Here is an 18,061-nt window from a genome sequence, read left to right as displayed (position 1 = left end):
CTACGAGGTAGCCGGGATCTCCCTGGCGATCGCGTCGAGCAACGCCGGGTACCGGTTGGCCTCGGGATGACCACCGGGCTTGCCGCTGCTGACGACGGCAGCGGCAAGGCCCCGGGCCGGATCGGCCCACACCGCGATGTTGGTCAGTCCGGTGTGGCCGAAAGCGTCGGGCGCATTGCGGCCGAACGGCCCGAATCGCTTGGAGCCCAACATGTATCCGGTGCCCCAGCGCATCGGCTGGAGTCCCACGGCGATGTCCGGCCGCAGGCGCCGGCACGGCGCGGTCGCGGCCCGCAGCGTTTCCGGCCGCAACACCCGAACGCCGTCGAGTTCGCCTCCACGGCACAGCATCTCGGCGAAGCGCGACAGCTCCACGGCATTCGACACGGTGCTCGACGACGGCACCACGCTGGTCAGGAAATCCGGCGTGTTGCTGAACGGAATGATCTGGTTCGGGGTGCCGCCGACCGCTTTCTTGAACGCCGCCGCCATCGGCGCCGGTAGTGGCTTGCCGGTGACGTGGCTCGGCGCGACGAGCGGAACATCTTCCGGTGCAACGCCGTAATTGGTCCAGCGGAAGCCCAGCGGTTCGAGGATTTCGGTGGCCAGGATGTCCCTGATGTTGCGACCGGTGGCGGCCGAGACGATTTCGCGGATCAGCGGGCCCCAGGTGAGGCCGTGGTACATGTGCATGAGGCCCGGCCGGTAGATCGGCCGGAGGTTCCCCAGCATCTCGCGGGCGTACGCACTGTCGTTCATGCGCTTGAGATCCGGCCGCGGGCCCGTGGCCAGCGGAACCCCGGCGCTGTGGGTGACGACGTGCCGCACGGTGGTGCGGTCCTTGCCATGGCTGGTGTACGTCGGCAGGTAGTCGCAGACCCGGGCGTCCAGATCGAGTTCGCCGCGCTCGACGAGCATGTGCACGACCGTCGTGCTGATCGCCTTGGCGGCCGAATACACGCAGAACGGCGTGTCGACGCCGACGGGGATCTGTTCGGCGTCCACCGGATCGTCGGGTCCGTTGCCCCAGCCGTGACCGATCGCCCGGTTGAGCACCACCCGGCCGTTCTGGCGCAGGCAGACCTGGATGGCCGGGTGCATGCCGGCTGCGTACCAGTGCCGGGTGGCCTGCCAAATCCGTTCCACCGCTCGGGAATCGATGCCGGTGTGGTCTTCCGCCCCGGTGGCCGTGACCGAGTCCAGGTCGGCGGGGACGCGAATGCGGCCGGTCTGAGGTGTTGTCTGTGGTGCTGTCATGCGTCCTTCCGATGCAGAACGGCCGCGAGGTGGTGGCGCAGCGGGACGCCCACGGCGGCCATGCGGACGTTGTAACTCAAGGTGTCTCCGTCGAGCCGGTACCAACGACGAAGGGCGTCAACCTCTTTCGCGGAGTCGGTGCGGCCGATGTCGGTGGTGGCCACATCCAGCACGAACTCGCCGTCCGTGCTGAGGGTGCCCTGCAGGACTTCGGTGATGCCGGTGGGGTGTGCCAGCACCCATTCGATCCTGCCGGGAGCGGGCACCCGTAGGTACCCGGTTTCGGCGTGCAGCGGCCTCCCGTCATCGGCGGCCCGGGTCTTCTGGCTGTACGCGAGGAACGGCTTGCCGACGTGGCCGAACGTGACCTCTTCGAGGTAATCGAACGAGGTGATGGTCGGGTATTCGCCGGAGCCGGTGCCGGCCCAGGTCCCCAGCAGCGGGGCCAGGACCGCGACGTCGGGATGCAGATCGGGCATGGCCGGCTACTTCGTTCCGACGGTCAGCAGGTCGGACACGATGAGCGACCACACCGGGCGCTTCACCCGGTGCTGCTCGGAGACCGTGAAACCGGCGCCTTCGAAGAGTTCTTTCATCTCCGCGGGCGACGGATTGTGGGCGGGGTTGAGGATGTGCGACGACAGCGCGTGCAGCGGCAGCACCTGCCGCGGGCTGATGGTCGTGACGGCCGCGATACCGCCGGGCTTGAGGACCCGGTGGAACTCGCGCAGGGCGGCGGGCTGGTCGAACCAGTGGAACGCCGACGTCGTCACCACCGCGTCCAGCGCACCGTCGTTGAACGGCAGTTGCTCGGCGGGTGCGGTGAGCCAGGTGACCTTCGACGAGCGGGCCCTGGCCTGGGCCAGCATGCCCTCGGACATGTCCACCCCGGTCACGACGGCATTCAGCTCGCGTTCGATCCGGTCGGCGAAAATGCCGGTGCCGCAGCCGATGTCGGCGACGGTCAGGGCGCCATGGGCACGTAGCTGAGCCAGCACCTCGTCCTGGGCGGGTTGGTAGACGACGCGCTGGAGTACCTGGGCGTCGTAAGCGGGAGCGGCGAAGCCCCAGAATCGGGTGACGGTGTCATTGAATCCCCGGCGTTGGACCATGACCTTCAGCCTAGGCGGCGGCGCTGATCGGAAGCAGATGGATACGCTGCGGCCTTATGAGTTCTACTGCGCCCAGCTGGATTGCCCAGCTCCTGGACTTCGCGCGTGACGGGGACACCTTCATCGCACCGCAACCGACCGAGGGGCCGGGACGGTCGCTGTTCGGCGGACTGATCGCCGCGCAGGCGCTCGGTGCGGCCGGCCACACCGTCGAGCGCGACAAGCTGCCGCAGTCGCTGCATCTCTACTTCGTCCGAGGCGGCCAGTACGGCGTCGACGTGGAGTTTCACGTGGAACGAACCAGGGACGGCCGGTCCTTCGACACGCGGCGCGTCACCGCGAAGCAGAACGGCAAGACGATCCTGGAGATGATCGCGTCGTTCCATGTACCGGAGCCGGGTGCCGACTGGCAACGGCCCGAAGTCCGGGGCCTCGAGTTCGACGCCTCGGTACCCAAGCCGACGAGCCTCACCGCTGCCGACTTCTTCGACATCAGGGTGCGGCCCGAAGACGTCGGCGCGTTCGCCGTGCCCCCGTTCTGGATTCGCACGAAGGATGACATCGAGGACGACCTGCTGATCCGCGCCTGCACGCTGACCTTCATGTCCGACTTCGGGCCGGTACCCGTCGCGCGGCCCGACGGCACGGATTTGCACCAGGGGTTCGCCGCCAGCCTGGATCACGCCGTGTGGTTCCACCGGCCCTTCGTGCCGCACGACTGGCACCGGTACGAGGTCACCCGGCTGAACAACACGGACTCCCGCGGGCTGGTCACCGGAGCCCTGTACGACACTGGTGGGGTGCTGATCGCCAGCACCAGCCAGGAAGCCCTGTGGCGGCTGTAGCCCGGAAGATCACTCAATGACCGTCCCGCCGCCGACCTGCTATCGGCATCCCAGCCGCCCGACGTACGTGAGCTGCAGCCGGTGTGGCCGCCCCATCTGCCCGGACTGCATGACCGCCGCGGCCGTCGGCCAGCAGTGCCCGGAATGCGTCAACGAGGGCAAGCGGTCGGTGCGGCAGGCCCGGACCCACTTCGGCGGCCGGATTTCCAAGGGCTCGCTGGTGACCTACACCCTGATCGCGGTCAACATCGTGATGTTCGTGCTGCAGCACACCTCGGTGCAGCTCCAGCAAGACTTGGTGCTGTGGCCGCCTGCGGTGGCCGACGGTCAGTACTACCGCCTGGCATCGTCGGCCTTCCTGCACTACGGCCTGGCGCACATCGTGTTCAACATGTGGGCGCTGTGGGCCGTCGGTCCGCAGCTGGAGCAGTGGCTGGGCCGCCTGCGTTTCGGCGTGCTGTACGGCCTCAGCGGACTGGGCGGCTCGGTGCTGGTGTACCTGCTGTCGCCGCTGAACTCGGCGACGGCAGGTGCCTCGGGCGCGATCTTCGGCCTCTTCGGCGCGACGTTCGTGTTGTTCCGTCGGCTGCAGCTCGACGTCCGCGGCATCGTCGGCCTGATCGTCATCAACCTGGTGATCACGTTCGTACTGCCCGCGGTCAGCTCACAGGCCATCAGCTGGCAGGGGCACGTCGGCGGGTTGATCACCGGCACGGTGGTGGCGGCGGTCTTCGCGTATGTGCCTGCGCGGCAACGACTCCTGGCCCTGATCTCGGTGACCGCCGTGCTGCTTGTGCTGTTCGCCGGGCTGACGATGTGGCGCACCCAGTCCCTGCTGACGATGTTCAGCTGATCCCGGGGTAGGGGAGCAGCGCCATCTCGCGGGCGTTCTTGATCGCGGTGGCGACCTGTCGCTGCTGCTGGACCGTCAGGCCCGTCACGCGCCGGGACCGGATCTTGCCGCGCTCGGAGATGAACAACCGCAGGTTGTTCGTGTCCTTGTAGTCGAGGTGGTCGACGCCGAGCTTGGTCAGCATGTTCTTGACCGGCCGCTTGTTCTCTGCGGCGGGGCGTCGGGTGGGTTTGCGCTGAGCCATCACCAGCTCGCTTTCCGGATGCCGGGCAGCTGTCCGTCGTGGGCCAGTTCACGCACCCGGACCCGGGACAGGCCGAATTTGCGCAGATGACCGCGCGGACGGCCGTCTACGGCGTCGCGGTTGCGCACCCGCACCGCGCTGGCATCGCGCGGCTGGCGGGCCAGTTCCCGCATCGCGGCGGCCTGTTCGTCGGCGGTGCTCGACGGGGATTTGATGACGGCCTTGAGCTCGGCGCGGCGCTCGGAATGGCGGGCGACGATCAGCCGGCGCTGCTCGTTCTTGGCGATCTTGGATTTCTTGGCCATGCTCAGCGCTCCTCTCGGAAGTCGACGTGCTTGCGGATGATCGGGTCGTACTTGCGCAGCACCATGCGATCGGGATCGTTGCGCCGGTTCTTGCGGGTGACGTACGTGTAGCCGGTGCCCGCGGTGGATTTCAGCTTCACCACGGGACGGATATCGGTGCGGGACATCTAGATTCGAACTCCGTCCCGGCGCAGTCGCGCCACGACGGCCTCGATGCCGTCCCGGTCGATCACTTTGATGCCCTTCGCGCTGACCTGGAGCCGGATGCTCCGGCCTTCCGAGGGCAGGTAGTACGTCTTGCTCTGGATGTTGGGGTTCCACCGGCGCGAGGTGCGCCGATTCGAGTGCGAAACCGTGTTGCCGAAGCCGGGCTTGCGCCCGGTGACCTGGCAGTGCGCTGACATGTCCTTCGCCCTATCGTTATTGAAAATCGTTTTCGACAAGTGCCGGCCGCCACTGTAGCGTGACCTCGACGGAATTGAAAATGATTGTCGATAAGGGGTGACGATGAGGACGCCGGTGATCGTCGTAGCTGGTCAGGGACCGACCGGATACGTGACCGAGGAACTACTGAAGGCGCCGGGCACGGTGCTCGTGGAGCATCAGTTCGACGGTCACGTCGTGCGTCGTCGTACCGTCACGGCGCCGCACGGCATCGTCAGCGAGACCGAGGCGGCGCTGGAACTGGCCCACGGCTGCGTGTCCTGCACCGTCCGCAACGACCTGCTGATCTATCTGCGTCTGTTGCACCGCCGTGACGACGTCCACCGCATCGTCGTGCACCTGGAGCCGTGGATGGAGCCCGAGCCGATCTGCTGGGCCGTCAACCACGTTCGGGTCCACGTCGGTCCGGGGTACATCGACGGGCCGGCGGCCCGCGACGTGGCGATCGCGGGCGTGGTGACGTGCATCGAAGCGGCCGACTGGCTCACCGACGCGCTGGGCGACGACGAACTGCGCGACGGCCGGACAGTCGCGCAGGTGGCGGTGGGGCAGGCCGACTTCGCCGACGTCCTCGTGGTGACCCACGCCGAGCCCGTGCTGCTGGCGGTGTGCCGCCGACTGGCGCCGCGGGCGCACCTCGTCACCGAGCCCGCCATGGTCGACGACGCGCTGCGCACCTTGGGGCCCGACGCTCGGCGGGGTCGCGGCGACGAGCCGCACGGACCGCTGCTCGCCGGGCAGCCCAGCCTGAAACCGGAAGGGCCCGTTCAGCTCGTCGAGTTCAACGCGCGGCGGCCGTTCCACCCGGAGCGGCTGCACGACGCCATCGACCACCTCTTGGACGGGGTGATCCGGACCCGTGGCCGGATGTGGCTGGCGAATCGGGCCGACCATGTCATGTGGCTGGAATCGGCCGGCGGCGGCCTGCGCGTCAGTAACGCCGGCCGGTGGATCGCCGCGATGACCGTCAGTGACGCGGCCTACCTGGACCGTGAGCGGCGCGCCATGGCAGACCTGATGTGGGACAACGAATTCGGTGACCGACACACCGCGATGACGATCCTGGTGTGCGGCGCGCGTCCCGAGGACGTGACCGCTGCCCTGAACGATGCCCTGCTCACCGACGAGGAATTCGCGGCGCGCGGCACGTGGTTCGGCTACCCGGATCCGTTCGGCGACTGGCACCAGGAACCGTGCAGCCGCGACGATGTGACGGTCGTCAGCGACGGCACTGATCACGGCACGGCGTGATGCGTTCTGGACTCGATAGCCAAACGCCTTGGTAACGAGGCGATCACGCCGCGCGTTGGTCGGACGGCCCGGCGCGGTCCGGCGTTAGTTTTCACTCGTGTTGGCGACTCTGGTTGGCAAGAATTACGGCGCGAAACTACGGCGGCTCGCGGCGGCGGCGGTGGCTGCCCTGACGGTCCCCGGAATGGCGATTCCCGCGGTCGCTCCGCAGGCGCATGCGGCCGCGAAAGCGGTTGAGGTGCTGAACATTCCGTCACCCGCGATGGGACGCGACATCAAGATCGAGTTCCAGGGCGGCGGACCGCACGCGGTCTACCTGCTCGACGGATTGCGCGCCCAGGACGACGCCAGCGGCTGGGACATCAACACCGCCGCGTTCGAGTGGTACTACCAGTCCGGCGTCTCGATGGTGATGCCCGTCGGCGGACAGTCCAGCTTCTACAGCGACTGGTACCAGCCGGCCACCAACTCGGGCGGCGTCGTCACCTACAAATGGGAGACGTTCCTGACCCAGGAGCTGCCGGCCTGGCTGGCCGCGAACCGGGGCGTGCAGCCCACCGGCAACGCCGTCGTCGGCCTGTCGATGTCGGGTGGTTCCGCGCTGACGCTCGCGATCTGGCACCCGTCGCAGTTCATCTTCGCGGGCTCGCTGTCGGGCTTCCTCAACCCTTCGCAAGGCCTCTGGCCCACGCTGATCGGCTTCGCCATGAAGGACGCCGGCGGGTACAACCCGACTCAGATGTGGGGCATCGCCAGCGATCCGGCCTGGCGGCGCAACGACCCGACCGTCAACGTCCAGCAGCTGGTGGCGAACAACACCGCCGTCTGGGTGTACTGCGGCAACGGCATGCCGTCCGACCTTGATACGCCGGGTGACATGGGCATCCTCTACAGCGCCCAGTTCCTGGAGAACCTCACGATCAGCTCCAACCGGGACTTCCAGAAGCGCTACCAGCAGGCCGGTGGCCGCAACGCGGTCTTCAACTTCCCGCAAGACGGTACCCACAGCTGGGGCTACTGGGGCCAGCAGCTGCAGGCCATGAAGCCTGACCTGCTGCGGGTGCTCGGTGTGGGCGCTCCGGTGCCGCCGCCGGCTCCTGCGCCGGCGCCTGCTCCTGCCGTGGCTCCGGTTGCGGCTCCGGTCGCGGCACCCGCTCCAGTGGCCGCCGCGGTCCCCGCTGCCGTTCCGGCGGCGGCGCCCGCTGCCGTTCCCGCTGCGGTTCCGGCTGCGGTGGCTCCGGCGCCCGCTGCGGCGGCGCCCGTCACGGGTGGGTTGGTCCTCGCGCCGACGGGCTAGATGGGCAAGACTTCAGGAGCCCTCGTTCGACTCCTGAAAGGCGGAACAGCTGTGCAGACCACGATCATCCACGGACCGGGCGACATTCGATTCGAGGAGCGGCCCGATCCGCAGATTCAGTCGGCGGGCGACGCCGTGGTGCGGGTGGTGCGCAGTTGTGTGTGCGGCTCGGACCTGTGGCCCTACCGCGGGGTCGCGCCGACGCACGCACCGCACCCCATCGGGCATGAATTCATCGGGATCGTGGAAGCCGTCGGCGCCGACGTCAAAGACGTGCGCGTCGGGGATTTCGTCATCTCGCCGTTCACCGACAGTGACGGCACCTGCGTGCACTGTCGCAACGGGATCACCACCTCGTGCGTGAACTTCGGGGTCTGGGGCGGCACCACCAGAACCGGCGAGCCGCTCGACGGGGCGCAAGGGGAGTATCTCCGGGTGCCCTTCGCCGACGGCACGCTGTTCAAGGTGCCGGAGTCACCTGACGCAGAACTCTTCCCGCATCTGTTGACTCTTGCCGACGTCATGTCAACCGGGCACCACGCCGCCCGGTCCGCGGACGTGCACCCGGGCGCCACCGTGGTGGTCGTCGGCGACGGTGCCGTCGGGCTGTGTGGGGTGCTGGCCTCGAAACGTCTTGGCGCGGAACGGATCATCGCGATGTCGCGGCACGAAGACCGGCAGAATCTGGCCCGGGCCTTCGGCGCCACGGACATCGTCGCCGAACGCGGTGATGAGGGGATCGCGGCCATCGAGGAACTCCTCGGCGGTGTCGGGGCCGACTCTGTGCTGGAGTGCGTCGGCACGAAGGATTCGATGCGCCAGGCACTCGGGGCGGTTCGCCCCGGCGGCCATCTGGGATTCGTCGGGGTACCGGCCGGTGCCCCCGAACTGCCGATGCGGCAGCTGTTCAACACCAACATCCACGTCGCGGGCGGGATGGCCACCGTTCGCCCATACCTCGACGAGTTGCTGCCCGACGTGCTGTCCGGGGCCATCGAGCCGGGCCGGGTCTTCGACCTGGCACTGCCGCTCGCTGAGGTGGCGGACGCCTACACGGCGATGGATCAGCGCACGGCCATCAAAGTGCTGCTCGAGCCCTGATCACGCCGGCCGGACCAGGTGGTCCTCGCCGCCGACGTACACGGTGTCACGCAGGTCGCGGCCGGTGGCGGCGATGGTGATGGCGGAGGCGAACTGCTCGATGGTCGGCAGCGGTCCTTGGCTGCGGCGCGCTCCGACCGCTTCGGGATCGCGGCGTTCGTACAGTCGGGCGATGATCGTGCCTTCGATCATGTCGCCCGAGACGATGGTGAATCCGATTCGGCACCGGTCGAATTCGGGCCGCAGGGCCCGCAGCGCGTCTTCGCCGGCGCGCTTGCTGGCGGCGATCGGGGCGTACGCGTCGGGCACCGGCAGGTGCGGGTAGCAGTGGGCTTCGTGGCTGGTGACGAACACGATCTGCGCACCGGCGGGCATCAGTGGCAGCGCCAGGTCGACGAGCCGTAGCTGGGCGTCGCGGTTCAGGCGCATCGCGTAGTCGGGTGCGGCGCCGAACTCCAGGCCGCCGGAGGCGTTGAGCACCAGCGTGTCCAGCCGCCCGAACCGGCTGTCGATCCGGTCCATCATGGCTTTGGCCGCGGCGGCGTCGGACACGTCGGCGCCGATCGCGGAAGCCTGCCCGCCGGCGGCCCGGATGCTGTCGACGACGGTGTTGGCGCGCTTGGCCTTCTCGCGGTAGTTGACCAAGACGTGGGTGTCCGGCCCGGCCAGCTGCTGGGCCACGGCGGCTCCGATGCCGCGGGAAGCGCCGGTGACGAGAGCGATCCTGGTGTGCATGGCACCGACCGTACCTCAAACTTAAGAAAAATAAGAGAGATCTAAGGTTTTAGTAAGTCTGACCGGCACGTCGCCGGCGGTGCTGTTGCCGAGCGTGCGGCCTGACGAGGCGACACGCCGACCCGGGTCGCGCCGAGACTCACGCTCGACGGAGGGCACCGCCGCTCACGTCGGTTGGCCGCGCGGCTCGAAAGTGGGACAGATAGTCCCGCTCGACTACCCTTTGGGCGTGATGTTTCCGGTGAGGCCTGTGGCGCCGTGCGCGGCCACGCTGATCGGACGCCTCCGTTGATCCAACACGGGCTGGTGGTGCTGTTCGCCCTCTGTGCCGCCGTGTGCGCGGCCGTCGGCATCGTGGTGCGCCAGCGCGCGACCGTCGACGTTCCGCAGGAACACGGCGTCAGCGTCGTCATGCTGTCGACGCTGCTGAGCCGGCGCCTGTGGTGGGCCGGCACCGGCGCTGCCGTCGCGGGCTACGTCTTCCAGGCGCTCGCGTTGGCGAACGGATCTCTGCTGTTGGTGCAGCCGCTGCTGGTCTCGGCGCTGCTGTTCGCGCTGCCGCTGAGTGCGCATCAGGCGCACCGCCGGGTGACCCGCGGTGAGTGGCTGTGGGCGGGACTGCTGACCATCGGGCTGGCGGGATTCGTCGTGCTGGCCCGGCCTGAACGTGACGAGCACCTGGCTTCACCAGGGGTTATCGTGCTCGTCGCCGCGGTGTGTGCCGTGGTGATCATCGGCTGTGTCCTGGTAGCCGTGCGGTGCAGCGGTTGGCAGCGCGCGGTCTTGCTGGCGGTCGGTGTCGGCGTGCTGTTCGGTGTCGTCGCGGTGGTGACGAAGATCTTCATGGCGATCCTGCAGGACCGCGGCTGGCTGGGTCTGCTGACGACGCCCGCGCCGTACCTGCTCGTCATCCTGGGCGCGGTGGCGACCGTGCTGCAGCAGTCGGCGTTCCACGCCGGCGCGCTCCAGACGTCGGTACCCACCATGCTGGTGCTGGAGCCGGTGGTGGCCGTCGTCCTCGCTGCGCTGGTGCTCGGCGAGGGGTTCGACACGACCGGGGTGGAGGCCGTGGCGCTCGTGGCGTCCATCGCCGCCATGGCGGCGGCGACCATCGCCCTCGGCCGGGACGAAGGCGCGTACGAAACGCAGGCAGGTACCAAGGTGGCGGTGCCGCTTGCGCCGCCACAGGTGCAACCGACCTCCGAGCGCTGACCGATCGGTGTGGTTTGTCACACAGCAACTACGGGCATATCGTTAGTTTTGCTAACGTTGTAATTGGTGACGCTGGTGAACCAATTGATGAGGTTGTTATGTCGAACGAAGAAACCGTACTTACCGACGAGCTGACGCAGCGCATCGCTGACCTCTGCGCTGCCGATCCCCAACTTGCCGCCGCGCGGCCCCTTCCTGGGGTCGGCGCCGCCCTCGACGAGCCCGGCATCCGGCTCCCCGAAATCATTCACACGGTCATGGCCGCCTACGCGGACCGCCCCGCTCTCGGTCAGCGTGCCGTCGAATACGTCACCGACGCCGCCGGCCGGACCGTCGCCCGGCTCCTGCCGCGGTACGACACCATCACCTACGGCGAGGCGTGGCACCAGATCCAGGCCCTCGACAACGTCCTGCTGACCGGCACAGACGGCAACGCCCCCGGCGGCGGTCAGCCGATCGTCGCCGCCGGCGACAGGGTCGCGATGCTCGGCTTCACGAGCGCCGAATTCACGATCATCGACACCGCCCTCGCGCGTGCCGGCGTCGTCGCCGTCCCGCTGCAGACCAGCGCACCCGCCGAGCAGCTGCGTCCGATCCTCGACGAGACCGAACCGCGCGCGCTGTTCGCGGACGTGAAGTTCCTCGACGACGCTGTCGACCTGGTGCTGGGTGCCGGCGCCGCGCTGACGCGTGTGGTGGTGTTCGACCACCACGCCCAGGTCGACGACGAGCGCGAGGCCGTCGAACGGGCCACTGCGCGTCTGGCCGAGCGCGGTGTCGTGGTCGAGACTCTTGCGGACCTGGTCGCCCGCGGTGCCGCACTGCCGGCCGTCGAACCGGCTGTCCCCGCCGAGCCGGACCCGCTGCTGGTGCTGATCTACACCTCCGGCAGCACCGGAACCCCCAAGGGCGCCATGTACCCCGAGCGGCTGGTCACCAACGCGTGGCGCACCGGCCTGACGCACCAGCAGCCTGCGCTGCCGTCGATCGTCCTGAGCTTCCTGCCGATGAGCCACATGATGGGCCGCGGCACCGTCTACCGCACCCTTGCGCACGGTGGCACCGTCTACTTCGCGGCCAAGAGCGACCTGTCCACCCTCTTGGAGGACATCGCTCTGGTCCGGCCGACGCAGATGACCTTCGTGCCCCGGGTGTGGGAGATGATCCACCAGGAGGTACAGAGCGAGGTCGACCGCAGGGCGCTCGACGGCGTCGCCGAACAGCAGGTGCTCGACGAACGGAGCGCCAGCCTGATCGGCGGGCGGCAGCTCGTCGCGATGACGGGATCGGCTCCGATCTCGCCGGAGCTCAAGGCCTGGGTGCAGAAGTTCCTCGGGCTGGAGCTGATGGAGGCCTACGGTTCGACTGAAGCCGGCGGCGTCATGATCAGCGGCCACCTGAGCCGCCCGCCGGTGCTCGACTACAAGCTCGTAGACGTACCCGAGCTCGGCTACCTGTCGACCGACCGCCCGCACCCGCGTGGTGAATTGCTGTTGAAGTCAACGGATTTGATCCCCGGCTATTACAAGCGACCCGACGTCACCGCTGACGTCTTTGACGAGGACGGTTTCTACCGCACCGGTGACATCGTCGCCGAGCTCGGTCCCGATCACCTGCAGTACCTCGATCGCCGCAACAACGTGCTGAAGCTGGCGCAGGGCGAGTTCGTGACGGTGTCCAAGCTGGAGGCCGCCTTCGGCACCAGCCCGCTGATCCGTCAGATTTACGTGTACGGCAACAGTTCTCGCTCCTATCTGCTCGCCGTGATCGTGCCTACCGTCGAGGCCCTCAGTGGCGCCGGCGGTCCGGAGGCGCTGCGTCCCGAACTTGCCGACGCGCTGCAGGCGGTGGCCCGCGAATCCGGGCTGCAGTCGTACGAGATTCCGCGCGACTTCATCATCGAGACCGAACCGTTCTCGCTGGAGAACGGACTGCTGACCGGGGTGCGCAAGCTGGCCTGGCCGAAGCTGAAGGCCCGGTACGGCGCCGAATTGGAGCAGCTGTACGCGGAACTGGCCGAGGGCCAGGCCATGGAACTTCGAGCGCTGCGCGCCCTACGTGCGTCCGACGCGCCGGTGCTGGAGACCGTGCTGCGTGCGGTGAGTGCCACGCTCGGCGCGGCCGGCTCCGATGTCGCGGGTGACGCCCATTTCACCGACCTGGGTGGAGATTCGTTGTCGGCGTTGACCTTCGGCAATCTGCTGGAGGAGATCTTCGAGGTCGAGGTGCCGGTCGGCGTGATCGTCAGCCCGGCCACCGACCTGGCCGGGGTTGCGACCTACATCGAAGGGGAACGCGCGCCGGGCAGCAAGCGGCCGACGTTCTCCACGGTGCACGGCCGCGGCGCCACCGAGGCGCGCGCCGCAGACCTGACGCTGGACAAGTTCATCGACGCCGCGACGCTGGCCGCAGCGCCGTCGCTGCCGGGCCCGGTGTCCGAGGTTCGGACCGTATTGCTCACGGGCGCAACCGGATTCCTCGGTCGCTACCTGGCGTTGGAGTGGCTGGAACGGATGGACCTGGTTGATGGGAAGGTCATCTGCCTGGTCCGCGGCAAGTCCGACGCCGACGCCCGTGCCCGCCTCGACGCGACGTTCGACAGCGGCGATCCGAAGCTGTTGGCGCACTACCGGTCCCTGTCCGACCATCTCGAGGTCATCGCCGGCGACAAGGGTGAGGCGAACCTCGGCCTGCCGCAGGAGGTTTGGCAGCGGTTGGCCGACACCGTCGACTTCATCGTCGATCCGGCCGCGCTGGTGAACCACGTGCTCCCCTACAGCGAGCTGTTCGGCCCGAACGCGCTGGGCACCGCCGAACTGATCCGGATCGCCCTGACCACGCGGATCAAGCCGTTCGCCTACGTCTCGACCATCGCGGTCGGCGGCGGGGTGGCGCCCGGCGAGTTCGTCGAGGCCGCTGATGTGCGCGTGATGAGCGCGGTGCGCTCGGTCGACGACAGTTATGCCAACGGTTACGGCAACAGCAAGTGGGCCGGCGAGGTCCTGCTTCGTGAAGCGAATGATCTTTGTGGCCTGCCGGTTTCGGTGTTCCGCTGCGACATGATCCTGGCTGACACGTCGTACGCGGGGCAGCTGAACCTGCCCGACATGTTCACCCGCATGATGTTCTCGTTGGTGGCCACCGGCATCGCGCCGTACTCGTTCTACGAGTTGGATTCCGACGGCAAGCGGCAGCGTGCCCACTACGACGGGCTGCCGGTCGAATTCGTCTCCGAGTCCATCTCGACGCTGGCGGTGCAGGTGGCCGCCGGTGAGTCCGACTCGACGTTCGAGACGTACCACGTGATGAACCCGTACGACGACGGCATCGGCATGGACGAGTTCGTCGACTGGCTGATCGAGGCGGGGTATTCCATTGCCCGCGTTGATGATTACGCCGACTGGCTGACCCGGTTCGAGACCGGCCTGCGCGGGCTGCCGGACCGGCAGCGCCAGGCCTCACTGCTGCCGCTGCTGCACAACTACCAGCAGCCGAGCTATCCGGTGGCAGGGTCCATCGCACCGGTGGAGCGGTTCCGGGCCGCGGTCCAGAACGCCAAAATCGGTGCGGACAAGGACATTCCGCACATCGGCGCGCCGGTGATCGTGAAGTACATCACCGATCTGCAGTTGCTCGGCCTGCTCTGACTTGGTGACTTGTGCACGTTTTTCCGCGGCCACCGCGGAAAAACGTGCACAAATCACAGGGAACTGGCAGGAAATCGCCGGAACAACGGCGACCGCGCCAGCGTCATTCAATTAGTGGGGATGCAACGGGGCGTACCCATTCGAGATTTCGATTTTTCGTGAGGTTTATTCATGTCGATTGACCATGCCGAGAGCAGCGTCGACGGGCTCGCCCGCCGGATCGCCGAATTGTCCGCCAATGATCCGCAGTTCGCCGCGGCTGTACCGCTGCTGTCGGTGGCGCAGTCCGTTGAGAAGCCCGGCATGCGACTGCCCGAGATCGTGAAGACCGTCCTCGAGGGCTACGCCGACCGGACCGCCCTCGGGCAGCGCGCCGTCGAGTTCGTCACCGAGAACGGCCGCACCGTGGCGCGGTTGCTGCCGAAGTACGACACCATCACGTACGGCGAACTGTGGGAGCGCGTCCGCGCCGTCGCCGCCGCCCTGCACGCGGACGGCGTCAAGGCCGGCGACCGCGTCGCCATTCTCGGCTTCACCAGCACCGACTACACCGTCATCGACACCGCGCTCGGCCAGATCGGTGCCGTGTCGGTGCCGCTGCAGACCAGCTCCGCGGCTTCGTCGCTACTGCCGATCGTCGCCGAGACCGAACCGGTGCTGATCGCCGTGAGCGCGGGCTACGTCGCCGACGCCGTCGAGCTCGCGGTCGGTGGCCCCGCCCCGGCCCGGTTCGTGGTCTTCGACCACCACGCCGAGGTCGACGACGAGCGTGAGGCCATCGACCAGGCGCGGGAAGCGCTGGCCGGTCTGAACGTCACGGTCGAGACCTTCGCCGACGTACTCGGTCGTGGCCGCGACCTCCCGTCCGCCCCCGCCCCGGTCTCCGACGAGGCCGACCCGCTGTCCCTCTTGATCTACACCTCGGGTTCGACCGGCGCCCCCAAGGGCGCGATGTACCCCGAGAGCAACATGACGAGCTTCTGGCGGCGGGCCAGCACGGCGTGGTTCGGACCGAGCGAGGCCTCGATCAACCTGGCGTTCATGCCGATGAGCCACGTCATGGGCCGCGGCATCTTGTACTCCAGCCTGGCCAACGGCGGCATCGTCTACTTCGCCGCCAAGAGTGACTTGTCCACTCTCCTCGAGGATTTCGCGCTGGCGCGGCCCACCGAGCTGAATCTCGTGCCCCGCGTCTGGGAGATGCTGTACCTGGAGTTCCAGAGCCGCGTCGACAAGCTGGTCCCGGTCGGCGCAGGCGAGGCCGAGCGCGACGACATCGAGCAGCAGGTGATGGCCGACATGCGGCAGAACCTGATCGGTGGCCGATACATCAAGGCGATGACGGGTTCGGCGCCCATCACCGACGAACTCAAGGCCTGGGTCGAGAAGTTCCTCGGTATCCACGTGCTGGAGGGCTACGGCTCCACCGAGGCGGGCATGGTCTTCTTCGACGGCGTCATCCAGCGTCCGCCGACGCTGGACTACAAGCTGGTCGACGTGCCCGACCTGGGCTACTACCTGACCGACCAGCCGTACCCGCGCGGTGAGCTGCTGGTGAAGACCCAGTACCTGTTCCCGGGCTACTACAAGCGGCCCGAGGTCACCGCGAGCGTCTTCGACGAGGACGGTTTCTACCGCACCGGCGACGTGGTCGCCGAGATCGGCCCGGATCAGATCCAGTACGTCGACCGCCGCAACAACGTGCTCAAGCTGGCGCAGGGCGAATTCGTCACGCTGGCCAAGCTGGAGGCGGCGTTCAGCAACAACAGCCCGCTGGTCCGGCAGATCTACGTCTACGGCAACAGCGCCCAGCCGTACCTGCTGGCAGTGGTCGTCCCGACCGAAGACGCCTTGGCCCGTTGGGACTCCGCCGAACTGAAGCAGCGGATCAGCGATTCACTGCAGGAGGTCGCCAAGGCAGCCGAACTGCAGTCCTACGAGATCCCCCGCGACTTCATCGTGGAGACCGAACCGTTCTCGCTGGAGAACGGGCTGCTGACCGGCATCCGCAAGCTGGCCTGGCCGAAGCTCAAGGCGCATTACGGCCCGGCGCTGGAAGACCTGTACGTGAGTCTTGCTGCGGGGCAGGCCGATGAACTCCGTGCGCTGCGCCAGCACGGTGCGGACGGTCCGGCCCTGCCGACCGTCATCCGCGCGGCCGGTGCGCTGCTCGGCGCGTCCGGCGAGGTGTCGGCCGACGCCCACTTCACCGACCTCGGTGGAGACTCGTTGTCCGCGTTGACCTTCGGCAATCTGCTCGAGGAGATCTTCGGCGTCGAGGTGCAGGTCGGCATCATCGTGAGCCCCGCCAACGATCTGGCCGCGCTGGCCGCCTACATCGAGAACGAGCGCAGCGGTGGCGCCAAGCGGCCCAGCTTCAGCTCGGTTCATGGCAAGAACGCCGTCGAGGTGCGTGCCGCGGACCTGACCCTGGACAAGTTCATCGACGCCGCGACATTGGCTGCGGCGCCGTCACTGCCCGGGCCCGCTGCGGAGACTCGTACCGTATTGCTCACCGGCGCAACCGGATTCCTGGGCCGCTACCTGGCGCTGGAGTGGCTGGAGCGGATGGACCTGGTCGACGGCAAGGTGATCGCCCTGGTGCGCGCCAAGTCCGACGACGAGGCCCGCGCCCGGCTCGATGCGACCTTCGACTCCGGTGATCCGAAGCTGCTGGCGCACTACCAGGCGCTCGCCGCGGACCACCTCGAAGTGATCGCCGGCGACAAGGGCGACGAGAACCTCGGTCTGCCGCAGGAGATTTGGCAGCGACTGGCCGACGAGGTCGACGTCATCGTCGACCCCGCCGCCCTGGTGAACCACGTGCTGCCGTACAGCGAACTGTTCGGTCCCAATGCCCTGGGCACCGCCGAGCTGATTCGCATCGCGCTGACCACCCGGCAGAAGCCGTACATCTACGTCTCGACCATCGGTGTCGGTGACCAGCTGGCACCCGGCACGTTCACCGAAGAGGCCGACGTGCGGGTGATGAGCCCGGTGCGTGCCGTGCACGACGGCTATGCCAACGGTTACGGCAACAGTAAGTGGGCCGGTGAGGTGCTGCTGCGTGAGGCCAATGATCTTTGCGGCCTGCCGGTTTCGGTGTTCCGCTGCGACATGATCCTGGCCGACACCAGCTACGCCGGGCAGCTCAACCTGCCCGACATGTTCACCCGCATGATGTTCTCGCTGGTGGCCACCGGTATCGCCCCATACTCGTTCTACGAGCGTGACGCCGAGGGCAAGCGGCAAGCCGCGCACTACGACGGCCTGCCCGTCGAGTTCATCGCCGAGGCCATCGACACGCTGGGCGTGCGGCCCGCCGGCGAGTTCGTCACCTACCACGTGATGAACCCGCATTCCGACGGCCTGGGTATGGACGAGTTCGTCGACTGGCTCACCGAAGCCGGGTATTCGATTGCCCGCGTTGATGATTACGCGGAATGGCTGGCCCGCTTCGAGACGACGCTGCGGGCCCTGCCGGACCGGCAGCGCCAGGCCTCACTGCTGCCGCTGCTGCACAACTACCAGAAGCCGGAGCACCCGCACAACGGCTCCATTGCGCCGGTCGTGGTGTTCCGCGAGGCGGTGCAGGAGGCAAAGCTCGGTCCGGACAAGGACATTCCGCACGTCACTGCGCCGGTGATCGTCAAGTACATCACCGACCTGCAGCTGCTCGGCCTGCTCTGACCCCAGGGATTTGTGCACGATTTTCCGCGGCTACCGCGGTGTGGTGTCTCGGGACATCGCTGACACTT

Annotated in this window: 16 protein-coding genes; 8 read left to right on the top strand and 8 right to left on the bottom strand. The window is 67.8% G+C overall.

Annotated elements, in window-relative coordinates; all coding sequences use genetic code 11:
- From lipE to ACWW1C_RS28325, 3 genes are read right to left on the bottom strand one after another with little or no spacing between them, the layout of a single operon-like run.
- Positions 1-1,257, bottom strand: a complete 1,257-nt coding sequence (gene lipE, locus ACWW1C_RS28335; protein WP_455981347.1) for a lipase LipE — start codon at positions 1,255-1,257, stop codon at positions 1-3.
- Positions 1,254-1,736 carry a peroxynitrite isomerase gene (locus ACWW1C_RS28330; protein ID WP_455981346.1) on the bottom strand — a complete coding sequence of 161 codons (483 nt, stop codon included), beginning with the start codon at positions 1,734-1,736 and terminating at the stop codon, positions 1,254-1,256. The genes lipE and ACWW1C_RS28330 overlap by 4 nt, the downstream gene beginning before the upstream one ends.
- A 6-nt stretch (positions 1,737-1,742) precedes the next feature.
- A complete protein-coding gene (locus ACWW1C_RS28325; protein ID WP_455981345.1) occupies positions 1,743-2,369 on the bottom strand; it encodes a class I SAM-dependent methyltransferase in 627 nt (208 codons plus the stop codon).
- A gap of 56 nt (positions 2,370-2,425) precedes the next feature.
- Between ACWW1C_RS28325 and ACWW1C_RS28320 the strand changes: the two genes are divergently transcribed.
- Both ACWW1C_RS28320 and ACWW1C_RS28315 read left to right on the top strand, forming a co-directional pair.
- On the top strand, positions 2,426-3,214 hold the full coding sequence (locus ACWW1C_RS28320; RefSeq protein WP_455981344.1) for an acyl-CoA thioesterase: 789 nt from the start codon (positions 2,426-2,428) through the stop codon (positions 3,212-3,214).
- A gap of 16 nt (positions 3,215-3,230) precedes the next feature.
- Positions 3,231-4,067, top strand: a complete 837-nt coding sequence (locus ACWW1C_RS28315) for a rhomboid family intramembrane serine protease (protein ID WP_455981343.1) — start codon at positions 3,231-3,233, stop codon at positions 4,065-4,067.
- Here ACWW1C_RS28315 and rpsR read toward each other — a convergent pair.
- Genes rpsR through rpmB form a run of 4 tightly spaced genes read right to left on the bottom strand, consistent with a single transcriptional unit; the run spans position 4,060 to position 5,020 of the window.
- On the bottom strand, positions 4,060-4,311 hold the full coding sequence (gene rpsR, locus ACWW1C_RS28310) for a 30S ribosomal protein S18 (RefSeq protein WP_455981342.1): 252 nt from the start codon (positions 4,309-4,311) through the stop codon (positions 4,060-4,062). The two genes, ACWW1C_RS28315 and rpsR, sit on opposite strands and share 8 nt — an antisense overlap.
- Positions 4,311-4,616 carry a 30S ribosomal protein S14 gene (gene rpsN, locus ACWW1C_RS28305; protein WP_455981341.1) on the bottom strand — a complete coding sequence of 102 codons (306 nt, stop codon included), beginning with the start codon at positions 4,614-4,616 and terminating at the stop codon, positions 4,311-4,313. Before rpsN ends, rpsR begins: the two co-directional genes overlap by 1 nt.
- A gap of 2 nt (positions 4,617-4,618) precedes the next feature.
- Entirely contained in the window at positions 4,619-4,783 is a 165-nt protein-coding gene (rpmG, locus tag ACWW1C_RS28300) for a 50S ribosomal protein L33 (protein WP_020099644.1), read from the bottom strand.
- Positions 4,784-5,020 (bottom strand): 50S ribosomal protein L28, encoded by a 237-nt coding sequence (gene rpmB / locus ACWW1C_RS28295; RefSeq protein ID WP_455981340.1) that lies wholly within the window; start codon positions 5,018-5,020, stop codon positions 4,784-4,786. It abuts the gene before it with no gap.
- Between the two features lie 103 nt (positions 5,021-5,123).
- On the opposite strand from rpmB, the gene mrf reads away from it, so the two are divergent.
- From mrf to ACWW1C_RS28280, 3 genes are all read left to right on the top strand, one after another.
- Positions 5,124-6,311 (top strand): ribosome hibernation factor-recruiting GTPase MRF, encoded by a 1,188-nt coding sequence (mrf, locus tag ACWW1C_RS28290; RefSeq protein WP_455981339.1) that lies wholly within the window; start codon positions 5,124-5,126, stop codon positions 6,309-6,311.
- 184 nt (positions 6,312-6,495) lie between these two features.
- Positions 6,496-7,608 carry an esterase family protein gene (locus ACWW1C_RS28285; protein WP_455984472.1) on the top strand — a complete coding sequence of 371 codons (1,113 nt, stop codon included), beginning with the start codon at positions 6,496-6,498 and terminating at the stop codon, positions 7,606-7,608.
- A 51-nt stretch (positions 7,609-7,659) separates the two neighbouring features.
- A complete protein-coding gene (locus tag ACWW1C_RS28280; protein ID WP_455981338.1) occupies positions 7,660-8,709 on the top strand; it encodes a zinc-dependent alcohol dehydrogenase family protein in 1,050 nt (349 codons plus the stop codon).
- On the opposite strand, the gene ACWW1C_RS28275 is transcribed toward ACWW1C_RS28280, so the two are convergent.
- Positions 8,710-9,444, bottom strand: coding sequence for an SDR family oxidoreductase (locus ACWW1C_RS28275; protein ID WP_455981337.1), 735 nt, complete (start codon positions 9,442-9,444; stop codon positions 8,710-8,712).
- 288 nt (positions 9,445-9,732) lie between these two features.
- Here ACWW1C_RS28275 and ACWW1C_RS28270 point away from each other — a divergent pair, with 288 nt between their 5' ends.
- The 3 genes from ACWW1C_RS28270 to car (ACWW1C_RS28260) all read left to right on the top strand — a co-directional run bounded on the left by ACWW1C_RS28270 (position 9,733) and on the right by car (ACWW1C_RS28260) (position 17,993).
- On the top strand, positions 9,733-10,656 hold the full coding sequence (locus tag ACWW1C_RS28270; protein WP_455981336.1) for a DMT family transporter: 924 nt from the start codon (positions 9,733-9,735) through the stop codon (positions 10,654-10,656).
- Between the two features lie 98 nt (positions 10,657-10,754).
- The gene (car, locus tag ACWW1C_RS28265) at positions 10,755-14,303 is read left to right on the top strand and encodes a carboxylic acid reductase (RefSeq protein WP_455981335.1); all 3,549 of its coding nucleotides are present in this window, start codon (positions 10,755-10,757) and stop codon (positions 14,301-14,303) included.
- Positions 14,304-14,474: 171 nt separating this feature from the next.
- On the top strand, positions 14,475-17,993 hold the full coding sequence (car, locus tag ACWW1C_RS28260) for a carboxylic acid reductase (protein ID WP_455981334.1): 3,519 nt from the start codon (positions 14,475-14,477) through the stop codon (positions 17,991-17,993).
- Positions 17,994-18,061: the final 68 nt, after the last annotated feature.

The organism is Mycobacterium sp. HM-7, from assembly GCF_053852335.1.
The sequence above is the reverse complement of the archived record's forward strand: the minus strand, read 5'-3'. Positions and strand labels throughout refer to the sequence as shown.

Coding starts and splice junctions, on each gene's coding strand:
- lipE (WP_455981347.1), bottom strand. CDS start 1,257: ATGACAGCACCACAGACAACACCTCAGACCGGCCGCATTCGCGTCCCC.
- ACWW1C_RS28330 (WP_455981346.1), bottom strand. CDS start 1,736: ATGCCCGATCTGCATCCCGACGTCGCGGTCCTGGCCCCGCTGCTGGGG.
- ACWW1C_RS28325 (WP_455981345.1), bottom strand. CDS start 2,369: ATGGTCCAACGCCGGGGATTCAATGACACCGTCACCCGATTCTGGGGC.
- ACWW1C_RS28320 (WP_455981344.1), top strand. CDS start 2,426: ATGAGTTCTACTGCGCCCAGCTGGATTGCCCAGCTCCTGGACTTCGCG.
- ACWW1C_RS28315 (WP_455981343.1), top strand. CDS start 3,231: ATGACCGTCCCGCCGCCGACCTGCTATCGGCATCCCAGCCGCCCGACG.
- rpsR (WP_455981342.1), bottom strand. CDS start 4,311: ATGGCTCAGCGCAAACCCACCCGACGCCCCGCCGCAGAGAACAAGCGG.
- rpsN (WP_455981341.1), bottom strand. CDS start 4,616: ATGGCCAAGAAATCCAAGATCGCCAAGAACGAGCAGCGCCGGCTGATC.
- rpmG (WP_020099644.1), bottom strand. CDS start 4,783: ATGTCCCGCACCGATATCCGTCCCGTGGTGAAGCTGAAATCCACCGCG.
- rpmB (WP_455981340.1), bottom strand. CDS start 5,020: ATGTCAGCGCACTGCCAGGTCACCGGGCGCAAGCCCGGCTTCGGCAAC.
- mrf (WP_455981339.1), top strand. CDS start 5,124: ATGAGGACGCCGGTGATCGTCGTAGCTGGTCAGGGACCGACCGGATAC.
- ACWW1C_RS28285 (WP_455984472.1), top strand. CDS start 6,496: ATGGCGATTCCCGCGGTCGCTCCGCAGGCGCATGCGGCCGCGAAAGCG.
- ACWW1C_RS28275 (WP_455981337.1), bottom strand. CDS start 9,444: ATGCACACCAGGATCGCTCTCGTCACCGGCGCTTCCCGCGGCATCGGA.
- car (WP_455981335.1), top strand. CDS start 10,755: ATGTCGAACGAAGAAACCGTACTTACCGACGAGCTGACGCAGCGCATC.
- car (WP_455981334.1), top strand. CDS start 14,475: ATGTCGATTGACCATGCCGAGAGCAGCGTCGACGGGCTCGCCCGCCGG.